The sequence below is a fragment of the Paenibacillus yonginensis genome (genome assembly GCF_001685395.1).
Classification (GTDB): Bacteria; Bacillota; Bacilli; order Paenibacillales; family Paenibacillaceae; genus Fontibacillus; species Fontibacillus yonginensis.
Genome location: NZ_CP014167.1, coordinates 4,229,139 through 4,244,915 on the forward strand (window position 1 = coordinate 4,229,139; position 15,777 = coordinate 4,244,915).

Sequence of the window (15,777 nt, forward strand, 5' to 3'; positions counted from 1 at the left end):
TTCGCGGAGGTATGTACATGTCGACAGTAGTTGTTGTGGGAACGCAGTGGGGAGACGAAGGTAAAGGCAAAATTACGGATTATCTGGCAGAGAGCGCAGATGTGGTGGCGCGCTACCAAGGCGGTAACAATGCCGGCCACACAATACTGATTGACGGGAAGAAGTACAAGCTGAGCCTTATTCCGTCGGGTGTTTTTTATGAAGATAAACTTTGTGTGATCGGGAACGGCATGGTAATTAATCCAGAAGCGCTGCTTCAGGAGATTGCTTATATTCGGGAAAATGGTTTTACAGCGAATAATTTGAAAATCAGCGACCGGGCGCATGTGATCATGCCTTATCATATGGTACTTGACGCGCTCGAGGAAGACCGCAAAGGACCGAACAAAATTGGCACAACCCGTAAAGGGATCGGTCCGGCGTACATGGATAAAGCCGCACGTACGGGCATTCGGATTTCCGATCTGATGGATGCGGAAGAATTCGAACTTAAACTTCGCCATCTGATGGCCGAGAAAAATCATATTATCCAGCAGGTATACGGTGCTGAGCCGCTGGATGTAGAAGAAACGCTGAAGAAATACCTGGACTATGCCGAGCAGATTCGTCCTTACGTGACGGATACTTCAGTTGTGCTGAACGATGCCATCGACGAGAACCGCAAGGTGCTGTTCGAGGGTGCTCAAGGCGTGATGCTGGATATCGACCAAGGCACTTATCCGTTTGTAACGTCTTCCAACCCGTCGGCCGGCGGCGTCTGCATCGGCTCCGGCGTTGGCCCGTCCAAGATTCAGCAGGTCATTGGCGTTGCCAAAGCCTATACGACCCGCGTAGGCGACGGCCCATTCCCGACCGAGCTGTTTGACGCCGTCGGTGATCAAATCCGTGAAACGGGCCATGAATACGGCACCATAACCGGCCGCGCGCGCCGCGTAGGCTGGTTCGACAGCGTGGTTGTCCGCCATGCCCGCCGCGTCAGTGGTCTGACCGGCTTGTCCCTGAATTCGCTGGACGTGCTGACCGGACTGGAAACGGTAAAAATCTGTACGGGTTACAAATACCGCGGCGAAGTGATCACGCATTACCCGTCGAGTCTCAAAATGCTCGGTGAATGCGAAGCGGTATATGAAGAGCTGCCAGGCTGGTCCGAGGACATCTCCGATGCGAAGACCCTGGAAGATTTGCCGGAAAATACCCGGCGCTACGTGGAACGTGTATCTGATTTGACCGGGATTCCGATCGCAATCTTCTCCGTCGGCCGCAACCGCGAGCAGACCAACCAAGTATTGCCGATTTATATCTAAGTTCTATCTAAGAATGGTAAGTTAACGTTGTCCGGTAAAGCCGCAGTCTTTCTCTATGGAGAGGCTGCGGCTTTTTTTGCAGGCCGGGCGGTAATGCACGTAATGCAGCTTCATTTACGCCGCGTATCCTACAAGCGGATCGCCGGACGTAACCTTTTGCCTCCCTGCGGGCACCTGTTAATGAAGCATACGGGAAGGAGATGAGCTACATGCCAAAACGCAGCGGCAGACGGCCCGGATCTTCCGTCAGTCCTGATCAGACAGCTGGATTGAAGAGAGAGGTCCGCCAAAACCAAGAACAGCAAGAACAGCCGGTCCATTTGCTGGTCCGGCAGGCGGCGGGCGGCGATCAGAATGCTGTGGAGGAGCTGGTCAGACGGTTCAGCGGCATGGCGCTGGCAGTGGCTTATGATAAGCTGCAGGACCCACATCTGGCGGAGGATGCGGTTCAGGACGCCTTGACGGAGGCTTTGGCCAATTTGCGGAACCTGCGGAAGCCGGAGGCTTTTCCGGGCTGGTTCAAAAGGATGGTGGAGCGAAAAGGCTACAAGCTGCTCCGAACCCGGACTAGACAAGACCGGGGTGCCATATCCGATGAAGAAGTGATGCGGCATCAGCCTGCCCATAATGGAGAAGGCGATCCTGCGCTGGTATGGGAGCAAAGGGAGCTTAGGAATTCGTTATACGCTTCTATTGAGGGACTTTCACCCGGTCAAAGGCTGGCAGTGAAGCTGTTTTATTTGAATGGCTATTCGCTGTCCGAAATTTCGGCTTTTCTCGGCATTTCGGTTGCCGCTTTGAAAAAACGGCTGTTCGACGCCCGCTCCCGGCTCAAACAATCGCTCCCCGTTGCTGACTTTATTCAGGTCTACAGCCATCTTTATGAGGGAGGAACACGTATGCTGCATTTGGTCAACGGCGATCACGTCGCAGAGAAATTAAAACAGGGGGAGGTTCAAGGAGATATCCTGCCTTGGCGGGAGCTTTATACCTTTGGACCGGTAGCGTTCGATATGAGAAACGAGGAGCTGCGCAAACGGCGTGCTGCTTATCTGGAGCATACCCTGGGGATTCCGGAAGATTTGTATATCGGTCAATGTGTAGAACAGGAGGCCAAACTCGAAAGAGCCGGTCAATATGATGAGATTGTTTTATGGTTTGAGCACGATTTGTACGATCAGACCATGCTGGCTTATTTATTAACCGAGCTTGACCGGTTGGGTCCGTCCTCCGGAGCCGGCCAGGTCCCGATCAGCCTGCTGTGCATCGGGGATTTTCCGGGGATCGAGATTTTTCGGGGCTTGGGACAGCTTACGCCCGAGCAGCTAGCCTCTTTGTCGGGAACATGGAAACGAGTCGGGGAAGCCGAGCTTATGCTGGGCAGGAAGTTCTGGGAGGCGTACACTTCCCCCGACCCGAAGGTCCATGCAGCGTTTCTGAAAGAGGATTTAAGCGCGCTTCCTTTTGCCAGATCTGCTTTCGAGGCTCACCTGGCCCGGCTGCCCTCGGCATTTAACGGACTGGGTTTGATGGAGCAGACTGTGCTGGAATTGATCGGGAGCGGTATCCAACATCCGCATGAGTTATTCCGGCAGGCTGGCCTGCGGCTGAATGTCCTCGGGTTAGGGGATTTGGAGTTTTGGTATGGGTTAAGCCGGATGTGCCGGGGCCCGCAGGCTCTGCTGAATATCCGGGGACTCAGCGCTTTTCCGGATTACAGGCATACGGCTCCGGACTTCAGGGATTGTACGCTGGAACTCACCTCGTTTGGCCGCCAGGTGCTGCAAGGAGAGCAACATGCAGCGGATCTGGCAGATGCCGGGCTTTGGGCAGGCGGCCTCAATGGGGGAGCAGCGGAACCGGAATAAAGATTATAGTTCATGTCAGGTATATTTATCTTCTCTTAGGCGCTGCTACGGACCTGCCCTTCACCCGCTGAATACACTGAAAGTCAATGAATCTATTCAGCTGTGGCATCATCAGCGGGAACAAGGAGATGAAGGAGATGCAGGTTTGGGAAGCGATGGGTGGCGGAGGATTTGAAGAGATTATTTTTGCAAGCGACCCGGCAAACGGGCTGAAAGCCGTCATCGTCCTGCACAATACGCAGGCCGGCCCCGCCCTCGGCGGCTGCCGGATGTGGAACTACGCTTCCGAAGAGGAGGCGCTGGCGGACGCGATGAAGCTGGCGCGGAGCATGACCTACAAATCGGCCATCTCCGGTCTGCCTTATGGCGGCGGGAAGGCCGTAATATGGGGCGACCCGTCCAAGGACAAATCGGAAGCGATGTTCCGTTCGTTCGGCCGGTTTCTGCAGCGGCTGAACGGACGGTATGTCACCGGGGTGGACCTGGGCACCACCGTGCGGGACATGGATGCCATTGCCCAGGAAACGTCTTATGTCACGGATATGACCGGCACGCTGGGCGGGAGCGGCAATTATACGGCCGAAATGACCGCTTACGGCGTCTATTTGGGCATTGAGGCCTCTTTGCAGGAAGCGGAGGGCAGCCGATCGCTGGCGGGAATCAGGGTCGCCGTCCAGGGGCTCGGCAAAGTGGGTTATGCTCTTTGCCGGTATCTGCGGAAGGCGGGGGCGGAGCTGCTCGTGAGCGACGTGAACGGAGCGCTCACGGACCGGGCAGTCCGCGAATTCGGCGCCTCGGCGGTATCGCCGGGCGCCATCTACGCGCAGGACTGCGAGGTGTTTGCGCCATGCGCACTAGGCGGCGTGCTGGACCGCCGGGTGCTGGCGCAGCTCTCGTGCCGCGTGGTGGCCGGCGCGGCTAACAATCAGCTGGCCGGGCCTGAGGCGGCCGCTGAGCTGAAAGCCCGGGGCATTCTGTATGCCCCGGATTACACCATCAACGCCGGCGGCATTATTGCCACGGCGTTGGAGCTGGCGGGAAGCGGCGCCGAGGATATCCGGCGCCGCGTCGAAACCATCGGCCCTACTTTGGCCGAGGTGTACCGCCTGGCCCGCAGCGCTGGCCTGGACACGGCGCAGGCGGCAGGCCAGCTAGCTGAAGCGAAGCTGGCGGCCCTGCAGCGGCCGTGATTATTCCGGGTGTCTCGATTAGCTGCAACAAACAAACCTCCTGAGGAACGAAGCTCCCTGCTCCGCTCTTCAGGAGGTTTTTCAGCTGTCAGCCCCCTCCAGCCAGGGCCTTCGCCAACGATCTTTTATTCGTGAGGGCCAAGGGCTAACAAGCGTTTCAGGTTATCATCAATAAACAGATTATCCGCACTGTTGATTCCACGGCCGGCAAAATGGCCCCAGATGGACGGAATTGGCTTAAAGTCGGCATTAGGCATAAATTTGGCTTCGTAGGCATTATCGTCGGCTGAGCAGAAGAGGTCCGTGCTCCCCGGCATGATGCAGGCTAGAGCCTTAATGCTTTTAAGCGCCTTCTCGAAATCCCCGTTGTAGGAAGGATTCGCACTAATATCTGCATGCTGGCCTGTCTCTAACATGGCAAGTACATTATGCGGATCCATCTTCATAAAGCTATGCTCCCAGACCCCGGTCACAAAGGCTTCCAAGGAGTCAAAACCTAACTCCCGGTACAGCTCCTCCCTATAAAACGCCTGTGACAGTCCCCATCCGGCATAAACCCGGCCAACGGCGCGCATGTCTTCGGAAGTCAGCTGGTTTAGCTTGCTTGAATCAAAGCCTGTTCCTGCCAGCAGCGCGGCCTTCAGACTGTCCAGCACCACAAACGTATGAGGCCAAGTCTTGGCAATTCCCGCGAAAGGCGCAATTCGTTCCACCATCTCCGGGTAACTTGCCCCCCACTGAAAGGCTTGAATGCCGCCCATGGACCAGCCCACTACGAGTGCGATCTTTTGAATGCCAAATTTGTCGGTCACCAGCCGATGCTGGAAACTAACGTTGTCATAGAGGGTTACCTGGGGAAAATGAGCCCGGTCAAACGGGGGGGCCGTGTTGCTGGGAGATGAAGATAACCCGTTGCCCAGCAGATTGGGAACGATAATAAAATATTTGTCCGGATCCAGAGCCATTCCGCTGCCAATCAGCCATTCATTCTGAGTATGCTGGTCACCAAATGCAGTCGGATAGACGATAACATTATCTTTCTGTGCATTTAGTCTCCCATAAGTCTTATAGGCCAGGAAAGCGTTCGGCAAAATCACTCCTGATTGCAAGGCGACATCACCCAAATTAAAAATTTCATAATCCATCTAGAGGCCTCCCTTCAAAATGAAACCACATGTTCAAGGTCAGTTGTGATTTCTTGTGCTTAGTATAGAGCTGTGATACTCTCAGTGAAAGTGAATAGAAATCATAGTAGTATTCAATAATTTTGAAGGTATGGGGGTATCGTTAGATGGAGCTGCGTCAACTGAATACATTCTGTACGGTTGCATCAACCTTAAATTTCACTCGGGCCGCAGAGGTGCTGAATTACGTGCCCTCCAACGTCACCATGCAAATAAAAGCCTTGGAGGAGGAGCTGGACGTTCGTCTCTTTGACCGCTTGGGCAAGCAGCTGGTTCTCACAGCAGCGGGTAAACGCTTTTTGATTCATGCCCGGAGCGTTCTGGATAAATTGGACGAAGCCCGCAGCGTTGTTCACGATAACGAGTCTTTAAGCGGTACTCTGACGATAAGTGCCAATGAGGTTATTTGCGCGTACCGGCTTCCTGCTGTCTTTCGGCGCTTTCGTTCGCAGCATCCCGGCGTTCGTCTGATCTTCCGCTCCGTTCCCAATCAAGAGCTCAAACAAACGCTTTTTGAGGGAAGCTCAGATATCGTCTACATGCTTGACGAACCTATTCGCTCGAGCGGACTTGCCGTAGAACCGCTGCTGGAAGAAACCTTCCGCCTGTTTGCTGCTCCGGATCACCCGCTTGCCAGGCAAAAGGAGCTGCAGCTGGAGGATTTTCACGGAGAAGTGTTCCTGACCAATGAAAAAGGCTGTCCTTATCGAACCATGTTTGACCGGTCATTTGAGAAAGAGGGCATTGACAGCATTACGTATTTAGAGTTTCAAAGTGCGGAAGCCATTAAACAATGCGCCATTTCGGGAATCGGTATAGCTTTTCTCCCAGAAATCGTAACGGAAGCCGAGGTAGAGCGCGGTGAACTTGTTGCCCTTCCCTGGCAAATTCCCGATCTGCGTGTGTATACACAGATGTTGTGGCATAAAGACAAGTGGCTTTCACCCATCCTGTTGTCTTTCATAGAAGCGGCGAGAGAAGTTCTGGCTTAAACGCCTGTGGACTAAGGGCATGCTCCAAAAGGGTCCGGCGGTGTGAAGAATAACCTTCGAGACGCGAAGGCGTACCCGTCAGGCTGCCCATTCTGGAGAAGCATAAGCATTAGCAGGAAACTTGGGAAGAATGAGTCCGGCAAAGGGCTAACGGCCTGCCTCAATGGCCCCCGTTTTGTTCTCCAGCACATGGGCGGTCACCAGATAATCCCGGTCCTCGTGGTCATCATCTACAAAATCCCACAGCAGGGTATACTCTGCGTGAAGCTTAAATTTCTCCAGAATCGGCTTCTGCAGATGAGCAAATGTCCCTGGCAGGCATAAACCCGCTTGGGCGAACTCGGACAGATGCTTGTAAACCTGGCCAAGGTTGTCCCGGAGCCGGCCTTCGGTCAGCGCTTCGGCTTTCAGCCTGGCCGGGCTGAGGGAGCCGGTTTTTTTCAGCTGCTGAAGCAGCAGGACATCCGTTAAATGGATCACAACCCCGCGGTCCATCAGCCGCTCATGCAGGCCATCAAAGATACTCACATGAATCCGTTCAATCAACCGGTCCAGCTGGGCGCCGAATTCGGGCGTATACAGAGTTCTGCTGTTCTCCTTGTAGAAGAAAGCCGAAATCAGCTGCGAAGAGAAACAGAGGTTCATAACGACGTCAAAGGGCGGCTTCAGTTTGGAAAAATCAACGGAGGGGGTGAGCGATGCCGCCTTCTCTTTCAATTCGCCCAGCGTTTGGACCTCGTTCCCGATTCCGGTCAGGTCGATGATCGCTTTGCTGAACTTGCCCGGCTGTTCGGCTTTGGCCAGAAGGCGGTCAAGCGCCTTCTCATCAATATCGACAATCGTGATCCGTTCAAAGACAGACTCGATAAATGAGATCGGCACATCATTCCCATTCCCAGCGCCGAGCAGCAGCAGATGCCCGCGTCCACATCCGCTTCCGGTCAGCGTCTGCTCCAGCACCCGGCGGATTTGTTCCCGGTAACCGCTCCAATGCTCCCAGTCATGCCGGGTTGTATGGTTTCGCAGCGTATTGGCGTTGCGGATTTTGGCGTAGGGGACGTGGACTCTTCTCTTAAATAGATTCATAGCGGACTCCCTTTTTTCTATAAGATCAAGATTTAAAGTTCTATTTCGAATATGGCGCGATTATATCGCTTTTTGCAAGCGGGGGACAAGTTTAATACGGTTTTAACGAAGAGTGTTCAAAATAAAAGCAGGAATCAAGCAGCATTTGCAGTTGTATTTACTTCCGGAAAACAGGAGAATACAAGTATCAGGCTCTATACATACTCCATGATGTTCCACAGAAGCTGTAAGGAAGGGTGCACCAAGCGGGCAACAGGGATTTAGCCATCATCGTGAACTTGGCACCAGGCAAAGTCAAACATTCAGAGGGGGAAGGATGTTGAGGAGAGACAGGCAATGGACCAAACTGCTGGCGGGCGTCTCGCTGGGGCTGATGCTCTTGAGCACCGGCTGTACGCACGAAACGGGCCTTAACGGCAAAGAGAAAGGACTGGCGGCTGCGGCCGCAGAGGAACTTGCTGGCGTGCTGGACTCGTCAGAAACTGGAACGTCCGGAATGCCTGAATCAGCAGGAGTGCCAAAGTCGCCTGAAACACCGGGCACACTAGAGGATGACGGAGCAATCCGTACCGTAACAGATGTGCAGAAATTCACATTTGACAAAGGCGTTATGACAGAGGAGATTACCAGCAAGCTGAAAAAGGTCGCCATTTCCAATGAGAACGGAACGGTTCAATTAAAGCAAGGCACGGGTACGCAGCTCGAAATCCATACGATTATTGAAGTCGGCAAAGCGACCCAGGAAGAGGCAAAGAGTCTTGCTGCCCAATCGGAAGTACAGGTGAAGCAGGAACGACGCCAAAATCTTACCATCAGCGCCAGTACGAGGTCTTCCAAGTCTCAAAGCGGCCATGAGGTGAGCATCCACATGATCATCTCGCTGCCGCAGACCTTCAAAGCCGACTTGAAAGGCAAAATCGGAAATGGCGATGTAGTGATATCGGATTTGCCGGAGACGGGAAAGATCAAATGGGTTACGGACAATGGCAGCCAGACGATCAGTCGGGTCGGTGCCGACCTTACTCTCCAGTCCGGGAACGGCCGTATTCAAGTTCAGGACGCCAGAAGGAACGTGAAAGCCGAGGTTTCAAACGGCCAGATTGAAGCGGTTCAGGTGGGGGGGGCGCTTGACACCAAAATCAGCCGCGGCCAGCTTGTCGTCCAAGAGGCGGCTTCCACCGTGAAGGCGGCCGTTGAGACCGGGAATATTGCCATTGCCAGCAGCCAAGTGGGCGGGAATTGGCAAGTATCGTCTGAGGTCGGGGATATCAGGCTCGCTTGGCCGAAGGAGGCTTCGGTCAAAGTGGCTGCCGCTGCTTCACTGGGTCAGGTTTATTCAGATTTTGACCTTAAGCTGAACAAGAACCGGGCATCCGGTTCGCTGAATAAAGGCAAATACAGCATTAAGGCTTCTACGCTCGGGCAAATTCAGCTGCAGGAGAGCTAAGGGGTTACCTGGTTTCTGCGGGGCCAGCGCTCTACCGGTGGGCCATGCCAATGGTGCAACTGCAATGGCCCAAAGGCAATGGTGTAACTGCAATGGCCCAATATTCAATTGGTCAGGCCGCCGGTCTCGCGGCACCACACATCCATCAAGTACAACCATGGGGGGATCCAAATGTCTGAAACATTTAAAGCACTGCTCGTCGAAAATGAAGAAACCTTTAAAGTCGGCATTCAAACCGTCTCGCTGGCAGATCTGCCGGAAGGCGACGTCCTGATCAAAGTTGTATACTCCAGCGTCAACTACAAAGATGGGCTGGCTAGTATTCCGAACGGCAATATTTTAAAGACCTATCCGTTCATTCCGGGCATTGACTTGTCCGGTTATGTGGTTTCCTCCAGCAACGAACGGTTTAAACCCGGACAGCCGGTGATTGCAACCAGCTACGGCATCGGGGTTTCGCATTTCGGCGGATTCAGCCAATTCGCCCGGATTCCGGCGGAATGGATTGTTCCTCTGCCGGAAGGGCTTGATCTGAAAGAGGCGATGATTTACGGGACGGCCGGTTTTACGGCGGCTCTGTCGATCCAGCGGCTGGAGGAGAACGGGCTGGCTCCCGGATTTGGCAAAGTGCTGGTGACGGGCGCCACCGGCGGGGTCGGAGCTTCGGCCGTAGCCATGCTGTCCGTCAAAGGTTATGAGGTGGAGGCCAGCACGGGCAAATCCTCGGAAACGGAATACCTGAAGGCGCTTGGCGCGTCCGAAGTCATTCCCCGGATTGAGGAAGAAAGCGACAAGCCGAAGCCGCTGAACAAACAGCTCTGGCAGGCGGCCGTGGACCCGGTTGGCGGCCGGACGCTTGCCTCGATCCTAAGCCGGCTGGCTTATCGCGGCTCCGTTGCGGTGAGCGGACTGACCGGCGGGACGGGGGTCCCGACCACGGTGATGCCGTTTATTTTACGCGGCGTGAACCTGCTTGGCATTGATTCGGTCTTCTGTCCTTATGAGATTCGGGTAAAAGTATGGGAACGGATGGGCCGGGATTTAAAGCCGACCGACATGGAGCAGCTGGTCAGCCGGGAAATTGGGCTGGAGGGTCTGCCGCAGGCACTGGACGATATTTTGAAATCGCGGACAAGAGGACGTATTCTGGTCAATATGGAAATGTGAAGAAGCTGAAACAAAGAAATAAACGGGAAAAGGCCTTTCTGAAGCGTGCGAGCGCGCTGGAGAGGTCTTTTTTTTCGAAGTTTTTGATAGGGAAGGTAGAAAACGGGCGTCTGGCGGGCATACTGGTTACCACGGAACCGGAGCCTGCGCACGCCTAAAGAGGAGAGGGGCGGGACCGGTCACAGCAGGCAGTTTCAAGCTCTAATGCTGATTTATTCGCATGTGTTTGGCCTGAGGTTAAGGAGGAATAGGAGAATGAAATGGGTTAACCGCATTTTGCTGGGGGCGGCAGCGACGATTCTGGTCTGCGCCCTGACTGTGCTGACCACCGGACTGGTCGTTAACGCTTATGTCCAATCGCTGCTGAGCAGCTTGAACATCAAATGGGAAGGCCAGCCCTCCGGATTAAGCAGTGTGCTAAAGCTCGGCTGGGGCGGCCCGTCCACTAACAAATTGTCCGGGGAGCAGGAGCCGGATCATCAGGCTGCACGTGGGCTGCCGGGCGGTGCTGACTTGGGTGGAGGTACGGATGAGGACGGTGCAGTTGAGGGCGGTACGGGCGACGGATCCGGAACCCCGCCAGCATCAAGCACAGACGGAGCCGGAGGTTCCGGCGACGGAAGTACAGGCGGTACGGCCGGCGGTGGAAGGACAGGTACCGAGGCGGCAAACGGCCAGGCAGCAGAAGACTCCGGCGGCACTTACACCGACGAGGATGCGCTTCCGGTCATGGGCAGCGGCATCGCTTCGGACGCGGCTGGGAAGCAGGGGGAGGAGCCGGTCGTCACACCGGATCAGCTGTCGGCCAAGAAGGACGATATTCCGGCGAAAGAGAAAGAAGAAGTGTTCTCCATGCTGATGAACAAGCTGCCGGAGAACGAAATGCAGAAGATTACAACGGCCATGGAAGGTGGCCTGACAGAAAGCGAGCTGCTTGAGATCCAGCAGATTCTGTCCAAGTATTTGAGCAAAGACGACTATGCAAAAATGCTCGAAATCCTCAAATAAATTCAGCATGTTCACAAAAGATTTGTAAATTCTGCTCTTTAAAATGAGAATCCGAATAGAAAAGAAAATTTTAGAAGAAATCGGACTAACCAAGCTCAAACCCGCGGCTGACGCGGGTTTTTCTCATTTGTGAACAAAGTTGAAATTGTTCCCGAGGCTATGTTAAAGTTAGCATAGTGTAAAAAGGTTAAAATTTTGAAACTATTTTTTGTCGAATGTAACGGTTTAAAACCAGGTTTGACAGCAAGTTTCAGGGTGAAGGAGAGCAAGATGAACGATCTGAATCAGGAACAAGTTCAAAAGGACCAAGCCCAGTCGAGGTTAATGCAGTTTATTAAATCCAGAAAAATCATACTGAGTGCAGGCACGGTCCTGCTGGCTGGCGGCATCTTTCTGGCCGGTCATCAATATGTCGAAGCTAACAAAGTCCCTTACTACCATGTCTATTATAATGGCCAGGAGATTGGCGGCATCAAAACTACGTCCCAGCTGAAGCAGGCTTACAAGGAGAGGCAGGCCGAACTGGACAAGCAATATCCGGACGCGAACATCGTCTTGCAGACAGACGGCGTAACCACCGAGCTGCAAAAGGAATATAAAGCCGATGTAGACAGCAAAGCTACGCTGGACAAGCTGGAACAGCTGCTTCCCTACCATGCGGAAGGCGTTGAGATCAAGATCGACGGGAAGACTGTAGCTGTAGTGAAAGACGAGGAAGCGGCGGCAGCCGTTCTTAATCAGGTAAAAAACAAATACGTCCCCGGTGCGGCTCCAGTTTCCGCAGAGGCGATTAAATTGACCAGCCTGTCGGCCAGCGGCAGCACGGCCGTTCCGACGCGGCTAGCCAAAACGAAGAAGTCAGCGGCCGCTGATTCCGCAGCTTCTACCTCTGCTCCTCAGGTGGAATCCGTCAAGTTTGTGGAGGATGTTGAGGCAGAGCCTTATACCGGCAGCGCAGATCAAGTCCTGTCAGTTGAAGAGGCCGCCAAGCGGCTTCTGCAGGACAAAGAGGAATCTGTCACTTACAAGGTGAGAGAAGGAGATACCATCTCCGCGATTGCCAAACGGATGGGCACGACGCAGAAAGAAATTTTTCAGCTGAATCCCGGTTTGTCCGAGCTCAAGATGCAAATCGGCCAGGAATTGAACATCAAGAAGGCGAGCCATACTTTGACGGTTCAATCCGTTGAACGAACTTACACATCAGTGGTAACCGAACCGCCTGTGGAGACTAAAACCAATCCGGAGCTGGCCGCAGGCAAGACGGTCATTGCTTCTCCGGGCGCGCACGGCAGCAAGATTATGAACTATCAGGTCATTAAGGAGAACGGGCAGGTCGTCAGCAAGCAGTTCATCGGCCAAACCGTGACCAAGGAGACCTCGCCGAAGATTATCGTCAAAGGCACCAAGAAGATCGTTAAGGCTTCAGCCCAAAAAACATCAGCAGGTTCGTCCTATATGTTCGCTTGGCCGGTATCTTCGCCGACGATTACAAGTCCTTTCGGCACCCGCTGGGGAGATATGCATAAAGGCATCGATGTGGTCTCCTCCAACCATACGATCAGGGCTGCAGCGGACGGCAAAGTTACTTTCACCGGTGTGAAGACGGGTTACGGCAACTGCATCGTGATCAAACACGCCAATGGATATGAAACTTTGTATGGACATTTGAGCAAAATCAGCGTCAGCAACGGGGAGACCGTCAGCCAGGGCGACAAAATCGGCGTCATGGGCAGTACAGGGCGCTCTACCGGCACGCATCTGCATTTCGAGATCCATAAAAATGGAGAACTTCAGAGCCCTACGAAATATTTGAACTGATCTAACTAAATAAAGCATCCTATTTCTATAGCAGACTAGAAACCGGAACCATCCGCCTCGGCGGGTGGTTTTTTCGGTTGGGAGCCGCGATAAGAGAAGGCCGGATTTTTTGAAGCAATTTAGGAGGAGACTATCCAGGTATGCTAAAATAGAGCCAGAACAAGAAAGCTGGTTAGGCGGGTGAATCTATTCATATGCAGGGGAAAATCCTGGTCGTAGACGATGAACAGCCGATTGCGGATATTTTGAAATTTAATTTGGAGAAAGAAGGCTACGAGGTCATTCTGGCCTTCGACGGCATTGAAGCCGTGGAGCTGGCTTTCTCGGAGCGGCCTGATCTGATTTTGCTTGATCTAATGCTGCCGGGCAAAGACGGGATGGATGTGTGCCGCGAGGTTCGGGCCCGGCTGGAGACGCCGATCATCATGCTGACCGCCAAAGACGGCGAGATCGACAAGGTGCTTGGCCTAGAGCTGGGAGCGGACGATTATGTGACGAAGCCGTTCAGCGCCCGGGAGCTGCTGGCCCGCGTGAAGGCGCAGATGCGCCGCCAGGCGAAAGCCCAGGTGTCAGGGGAAGAGGCGCCGGCCGTCCCGCAGGGCATTCATCTGTATGACCTGTTTATTGATACGGACATGTATACGGTGTATAAGAACGGTGAACCGCTGGATCTGACACATCGCGAGTATGAGCTGCTTTATTATATGGCCCGCAATGCCGGAAAAGTGATGACGCGCGAGCATCTGCTCCAGGCGGTGTGGGGGTTTGAATATTTCGGCGACGTCCGGACGGTGGACGTGACGATCCGCCGGCTGCGGGAGAAGATCGAAAGCGATCCGGGCAAACCGGAGGTTATCCTGACCCGCCGGGGGCTCGGTTATTTGATTCGCAGTACGAAGAATGGCGGGTTCTAGTATGAAGCTGCCTTCTTTCGTCCGCACGATTCAGGCGCGCCTGATCATAATTTACGTGCTGCTGATCCTGATCGCCATGCAGCTGATCGGCGTCTATTTCGTCAGCGCGATGAAGAATTCGCTGATCAGCAATTTCACAAAGGATCTGGAATCCCGGGCCGAGCTGCTGTCGGTGCTGGTGGCCCAGAATTTGGGCGGAACGACGGCCGGAGCGGGAGCCGCTGACGAGTCCTTGGACAACCTGCGGGTGCTGGCGAACAACCTCTTCAACATCAACGGAGCTGAGATTCAGGTGCTGGACGCAAGCGGCAAGGTGCTGACGACGTCCAAACCTTCCCACGCCGACTATGTCGGGCGCAAGAATACGCAAACCGTGGTCAGCCGGGCTCTGCAGGGCATCAGCGACAACGAGGAATATATTATTGACGATGACGATATCCGGAAAAAGGTCGTTGCCAAGCCGGTCGTCAGCGGCGGCAAAATCGTCGGTGCCATCTACATCGCCGCTTCCATGAGCGATTTGTACAGCACGATGGAGCGGATTAACAGCATTTTTATATCAGGATTACTGATTGCCCTTGTGCTGACGGCCATTCTGGGCGTCATTCTCGCCCATACCATCACGTCGCCGATCAAGGAGCTGACCCGACGGGCGAATGCGGTAGCGGAAGGCGATTTCAACCAGATCATGCCCGTGCTGGGCAGCGACGAAATCGGCCAGCTCAGCCATGCGTTCAACTACATGACGAGCCGGCTGCGCGACGCGCTGGCCCAGAATGAGGAAGAGAAGGAGAAGCTCGCCTCCATTCTGACGAACATGAGCGACGGCGTAATCGCTACCGATGAAGCCGGGAAAATCATCCTGATGAACCGCCGCGCAGCCGCCATGCTCCAATTGGAGCATGACGAGAACGGCCGGGACATCGCGGATGTGCTCCAGCTGCCTTCGGCGCAGCAGGAGAACCTGCTGCAGGGCACGCTGCCGCCAGCCCTGCTGGAGACGGGCGGAACGCAAGGCGAGCTTTCGCTGGTCCGCGTGACGTTTACGCCGATCCACCGCAGGGGGCTAGGCATCATCGGCACGATCGCCGTGCTCCAGGACGTGACGGAGCAGGAGAAGCTTGACACGGCCCGGCGCGAATTCGTCGCCAACGTGTCGCATGAGCTGCGCACGCCGCTCACGACGATCAAGAGCTATACGGAAGCCCTTGAGGACGGGGCCTTGGAGCATCCGGAGCTGGGCCCACGTTTTGTGCATGTCATCCAGAATGAAACGGAGCGTATGATCCGGCTGGTTACAGACCTGCTGCACCTGTCGCGGCTGGATTCCAAAGAAGCCTCGCTGCGCAAGCAGCAGACCGACCTGAGAGAAATGCTGGAGGATGTGGAGGACCGCTTCGCCTTCCAGATGAAGCAGAAAGGCATTACCTCGCATATTCAGCTGGAAGACGAGATCGACCCGGTCTGGATGGACCGCGATCAGATTGACCAGGTGCTGGACAATCTCGTTTCTAATGCGATGAAATATACGCCCGAAGGCGGAGCCATCACGATTGGAGCCGCCGAGACCGAGGACGGCATGGTCGAAATTTCGGTCGAGGACAATGGAATCGGCATTCCGAAAAAGGATTTAAGCCGCATCTTCGAGCGGTTCTACCGGGTTGACAAGGCCAGATCGCGCAATATGGGCGGCACCGGGCTCGGTTTGTCGATTGCCCGGGAAATTGTAATGGCTCACGGAGGCAAGATTGAGCTGTATTCGGAGCTCACCAAAGGCACAAAGGTGACCTTTACGC

Annotated in this window: 11 protein-coding genes and 1 pseudogene; 10 read left to right on the forward strand and 2 right to left on the reverse strand. The window is 54.4% G+C overall.

The window, feature by feature from the left end; all coding sequences use genetic code 11:
* The first annotated feature begins 17 nt into the window (after positions 1–17).
* From AWM70_RS19280 to AWM70_RS19290, 3 genes are all read left to right on the forward strand, one after another.
* Positions 18–1,304 carry an adenylosuccinate synthase gene (locus tag AWM70_RS19280; protein ID WP_068699128.1) on the forward strand — a complete coding sequence of 429 codons (1,287 nt, stop codon included), beginning with the start codon at positions 18–20 and terminating at the stop codon, positions 1,302–1,304.
* Positions 1,305–1,513: 209 nt separating this feature from the next.
* A complete protein-coding gene (locus AWM70_RS19285; RefSeq protein WP_068699130.1) occupies positions 1,514–3,172 on the forward strand; it encodes a sigma-70 family RNA polymerase sigma factor in 1,659 nt (552 codons plus the stop codon).
* Positions 3,173–3,309: 137 nt separating this feature from the next.
* A complete protein-coding gene (locus AWM70_RS19290) occupies positions 3,310–4,362 on the forward strand; it encodes a Glu/Leu/Phe/Val family dehydrogenase (RefSeq protein WP_068699132.1) in 1,053 nt (350 codons plus the stop codon).
* A gap of 125 nt (positions 4,363–4,487) precedes the next feature.
* On the opposite strand, the gene AWM70_RS19295 is transcribed toward AWM70_RS19290, so the two are convergent.
* Positions 4,488–5,507 (reverse strand): alpha/beta fold hydrolase, encoded by a 1,020-nt coding sequence (locus AWM70_RS19295; RefSeq protein ID WP_068699134.1) that lies wholly within the window; start codon positions 5,505–5,507, stop codon positions 4,488–4,490.
* A gap of 146 nt (positions 5,508–5,653) precedes the next feature.
* On the opposite strand from AWM70_RS19295, the gene AWM70_RS19300 reads away from it, so the two are divergent.
* Positions 5,654–6,538: a LysR family transcriptional regulator gene (locus AWM70_RS19300; RefSeq protein ID WP_068699136.1), complete on the forward strand. Its 885-nt coding sequence runs from the start codon at positions 5,654–5,656 to the stop codon at positions 6,536–6,538.
* A gap of 147 nt (positions 6,539–6,685) precedes the next feature.
* Here AWM70_RS19300 and AWM70_RS19305 read toward each other — a convergent pair whose 3' ends face one another.
* Entirely contained in the window at positions 6,686–7,624 is a 939-nt protein-coding gene (locus AWM70_RS19305; protein WP_068699138.1) for a hypothetical protein, read from the reverse strand.
* Positions 7,625–7,940: 316 nt separating this feature from the next.
* Between AWM70_RS19305 and AWM70_RS19310 the strand changes: the two genes are divergently transcribed.
* The 6 genes and pseudogenes from AWM70_RS19310 to walK form a co-directional block, all read left to right on the forward strand.
* The gene (locus AWM70_RS19310; RefSeq protein ID WP_083180431.1) at positions 7,941–9,071 is read left to right on the forward strand and encodes a DUF4097 family beta strand repeat-containing protein; all 1,131 of its coding nucleotides are present in this window, start codon (positions 7,941–7,943) and stop codon (positions 9,069–9,071) included.
* Between the two features lie 171 nt (positions 9,072–9,242).
* Positions 9,243–10,238, forward strand: coding sequence for an acrylyl-CoA reductase family protein (locus AWM70_RS19315; RefSeq protein WP_068699141.1), 996 nt, complete (start codon positions 9,243–9,245; stop codon positions 10,236–10,238).
* Between the two features lie 255 nt (positions 10,239–10,493).
* Positions 10,494–11,246: a hypothetical protein gene (locus tag AWM70_RS19320; protein WP_068699143.1), complete on the forward strand. Its 753-nt coding sequence runs from the start codon at positions 10,494–10,496 to the stop codon at positions 11,244–11,246.
* A 270-nt stretch (positions 11,247–11,516) separates the two neighbouring features.
* A complete protein-coding gene (locus AWM70_RS19325) occupies positions 11,517–13,067 on the forward strand; it encodes a M23 family metallopeptidase (protein WP_068699145.1) in 1,551 nt (516 codons plus the stop codon).
* Between the two features lie 194 nt (positions 13,068–13,261).
* Positions 13,262–13,981, forward strand: coding sequence for a response regulator YycF (yycF, locus tag AWM70_RS19330; protein ID WP_068699148.1), 720 nt, complete (start codon positions 13,262–13,264; stop codon positions 13,979–13,981).
* Between the two features lie 76 nt (positions 13,982–14,057).
* Positions 14,058–15,731 (forward strand): annotated as a pseudogene (gene walK, locus AWM70_RS19335) (cell wall metabolism sensor histidine kinase WalK); the annotation flags it as partial.
* Positions 15,732–15,777 lie beyond the last annotated feature (46 nt).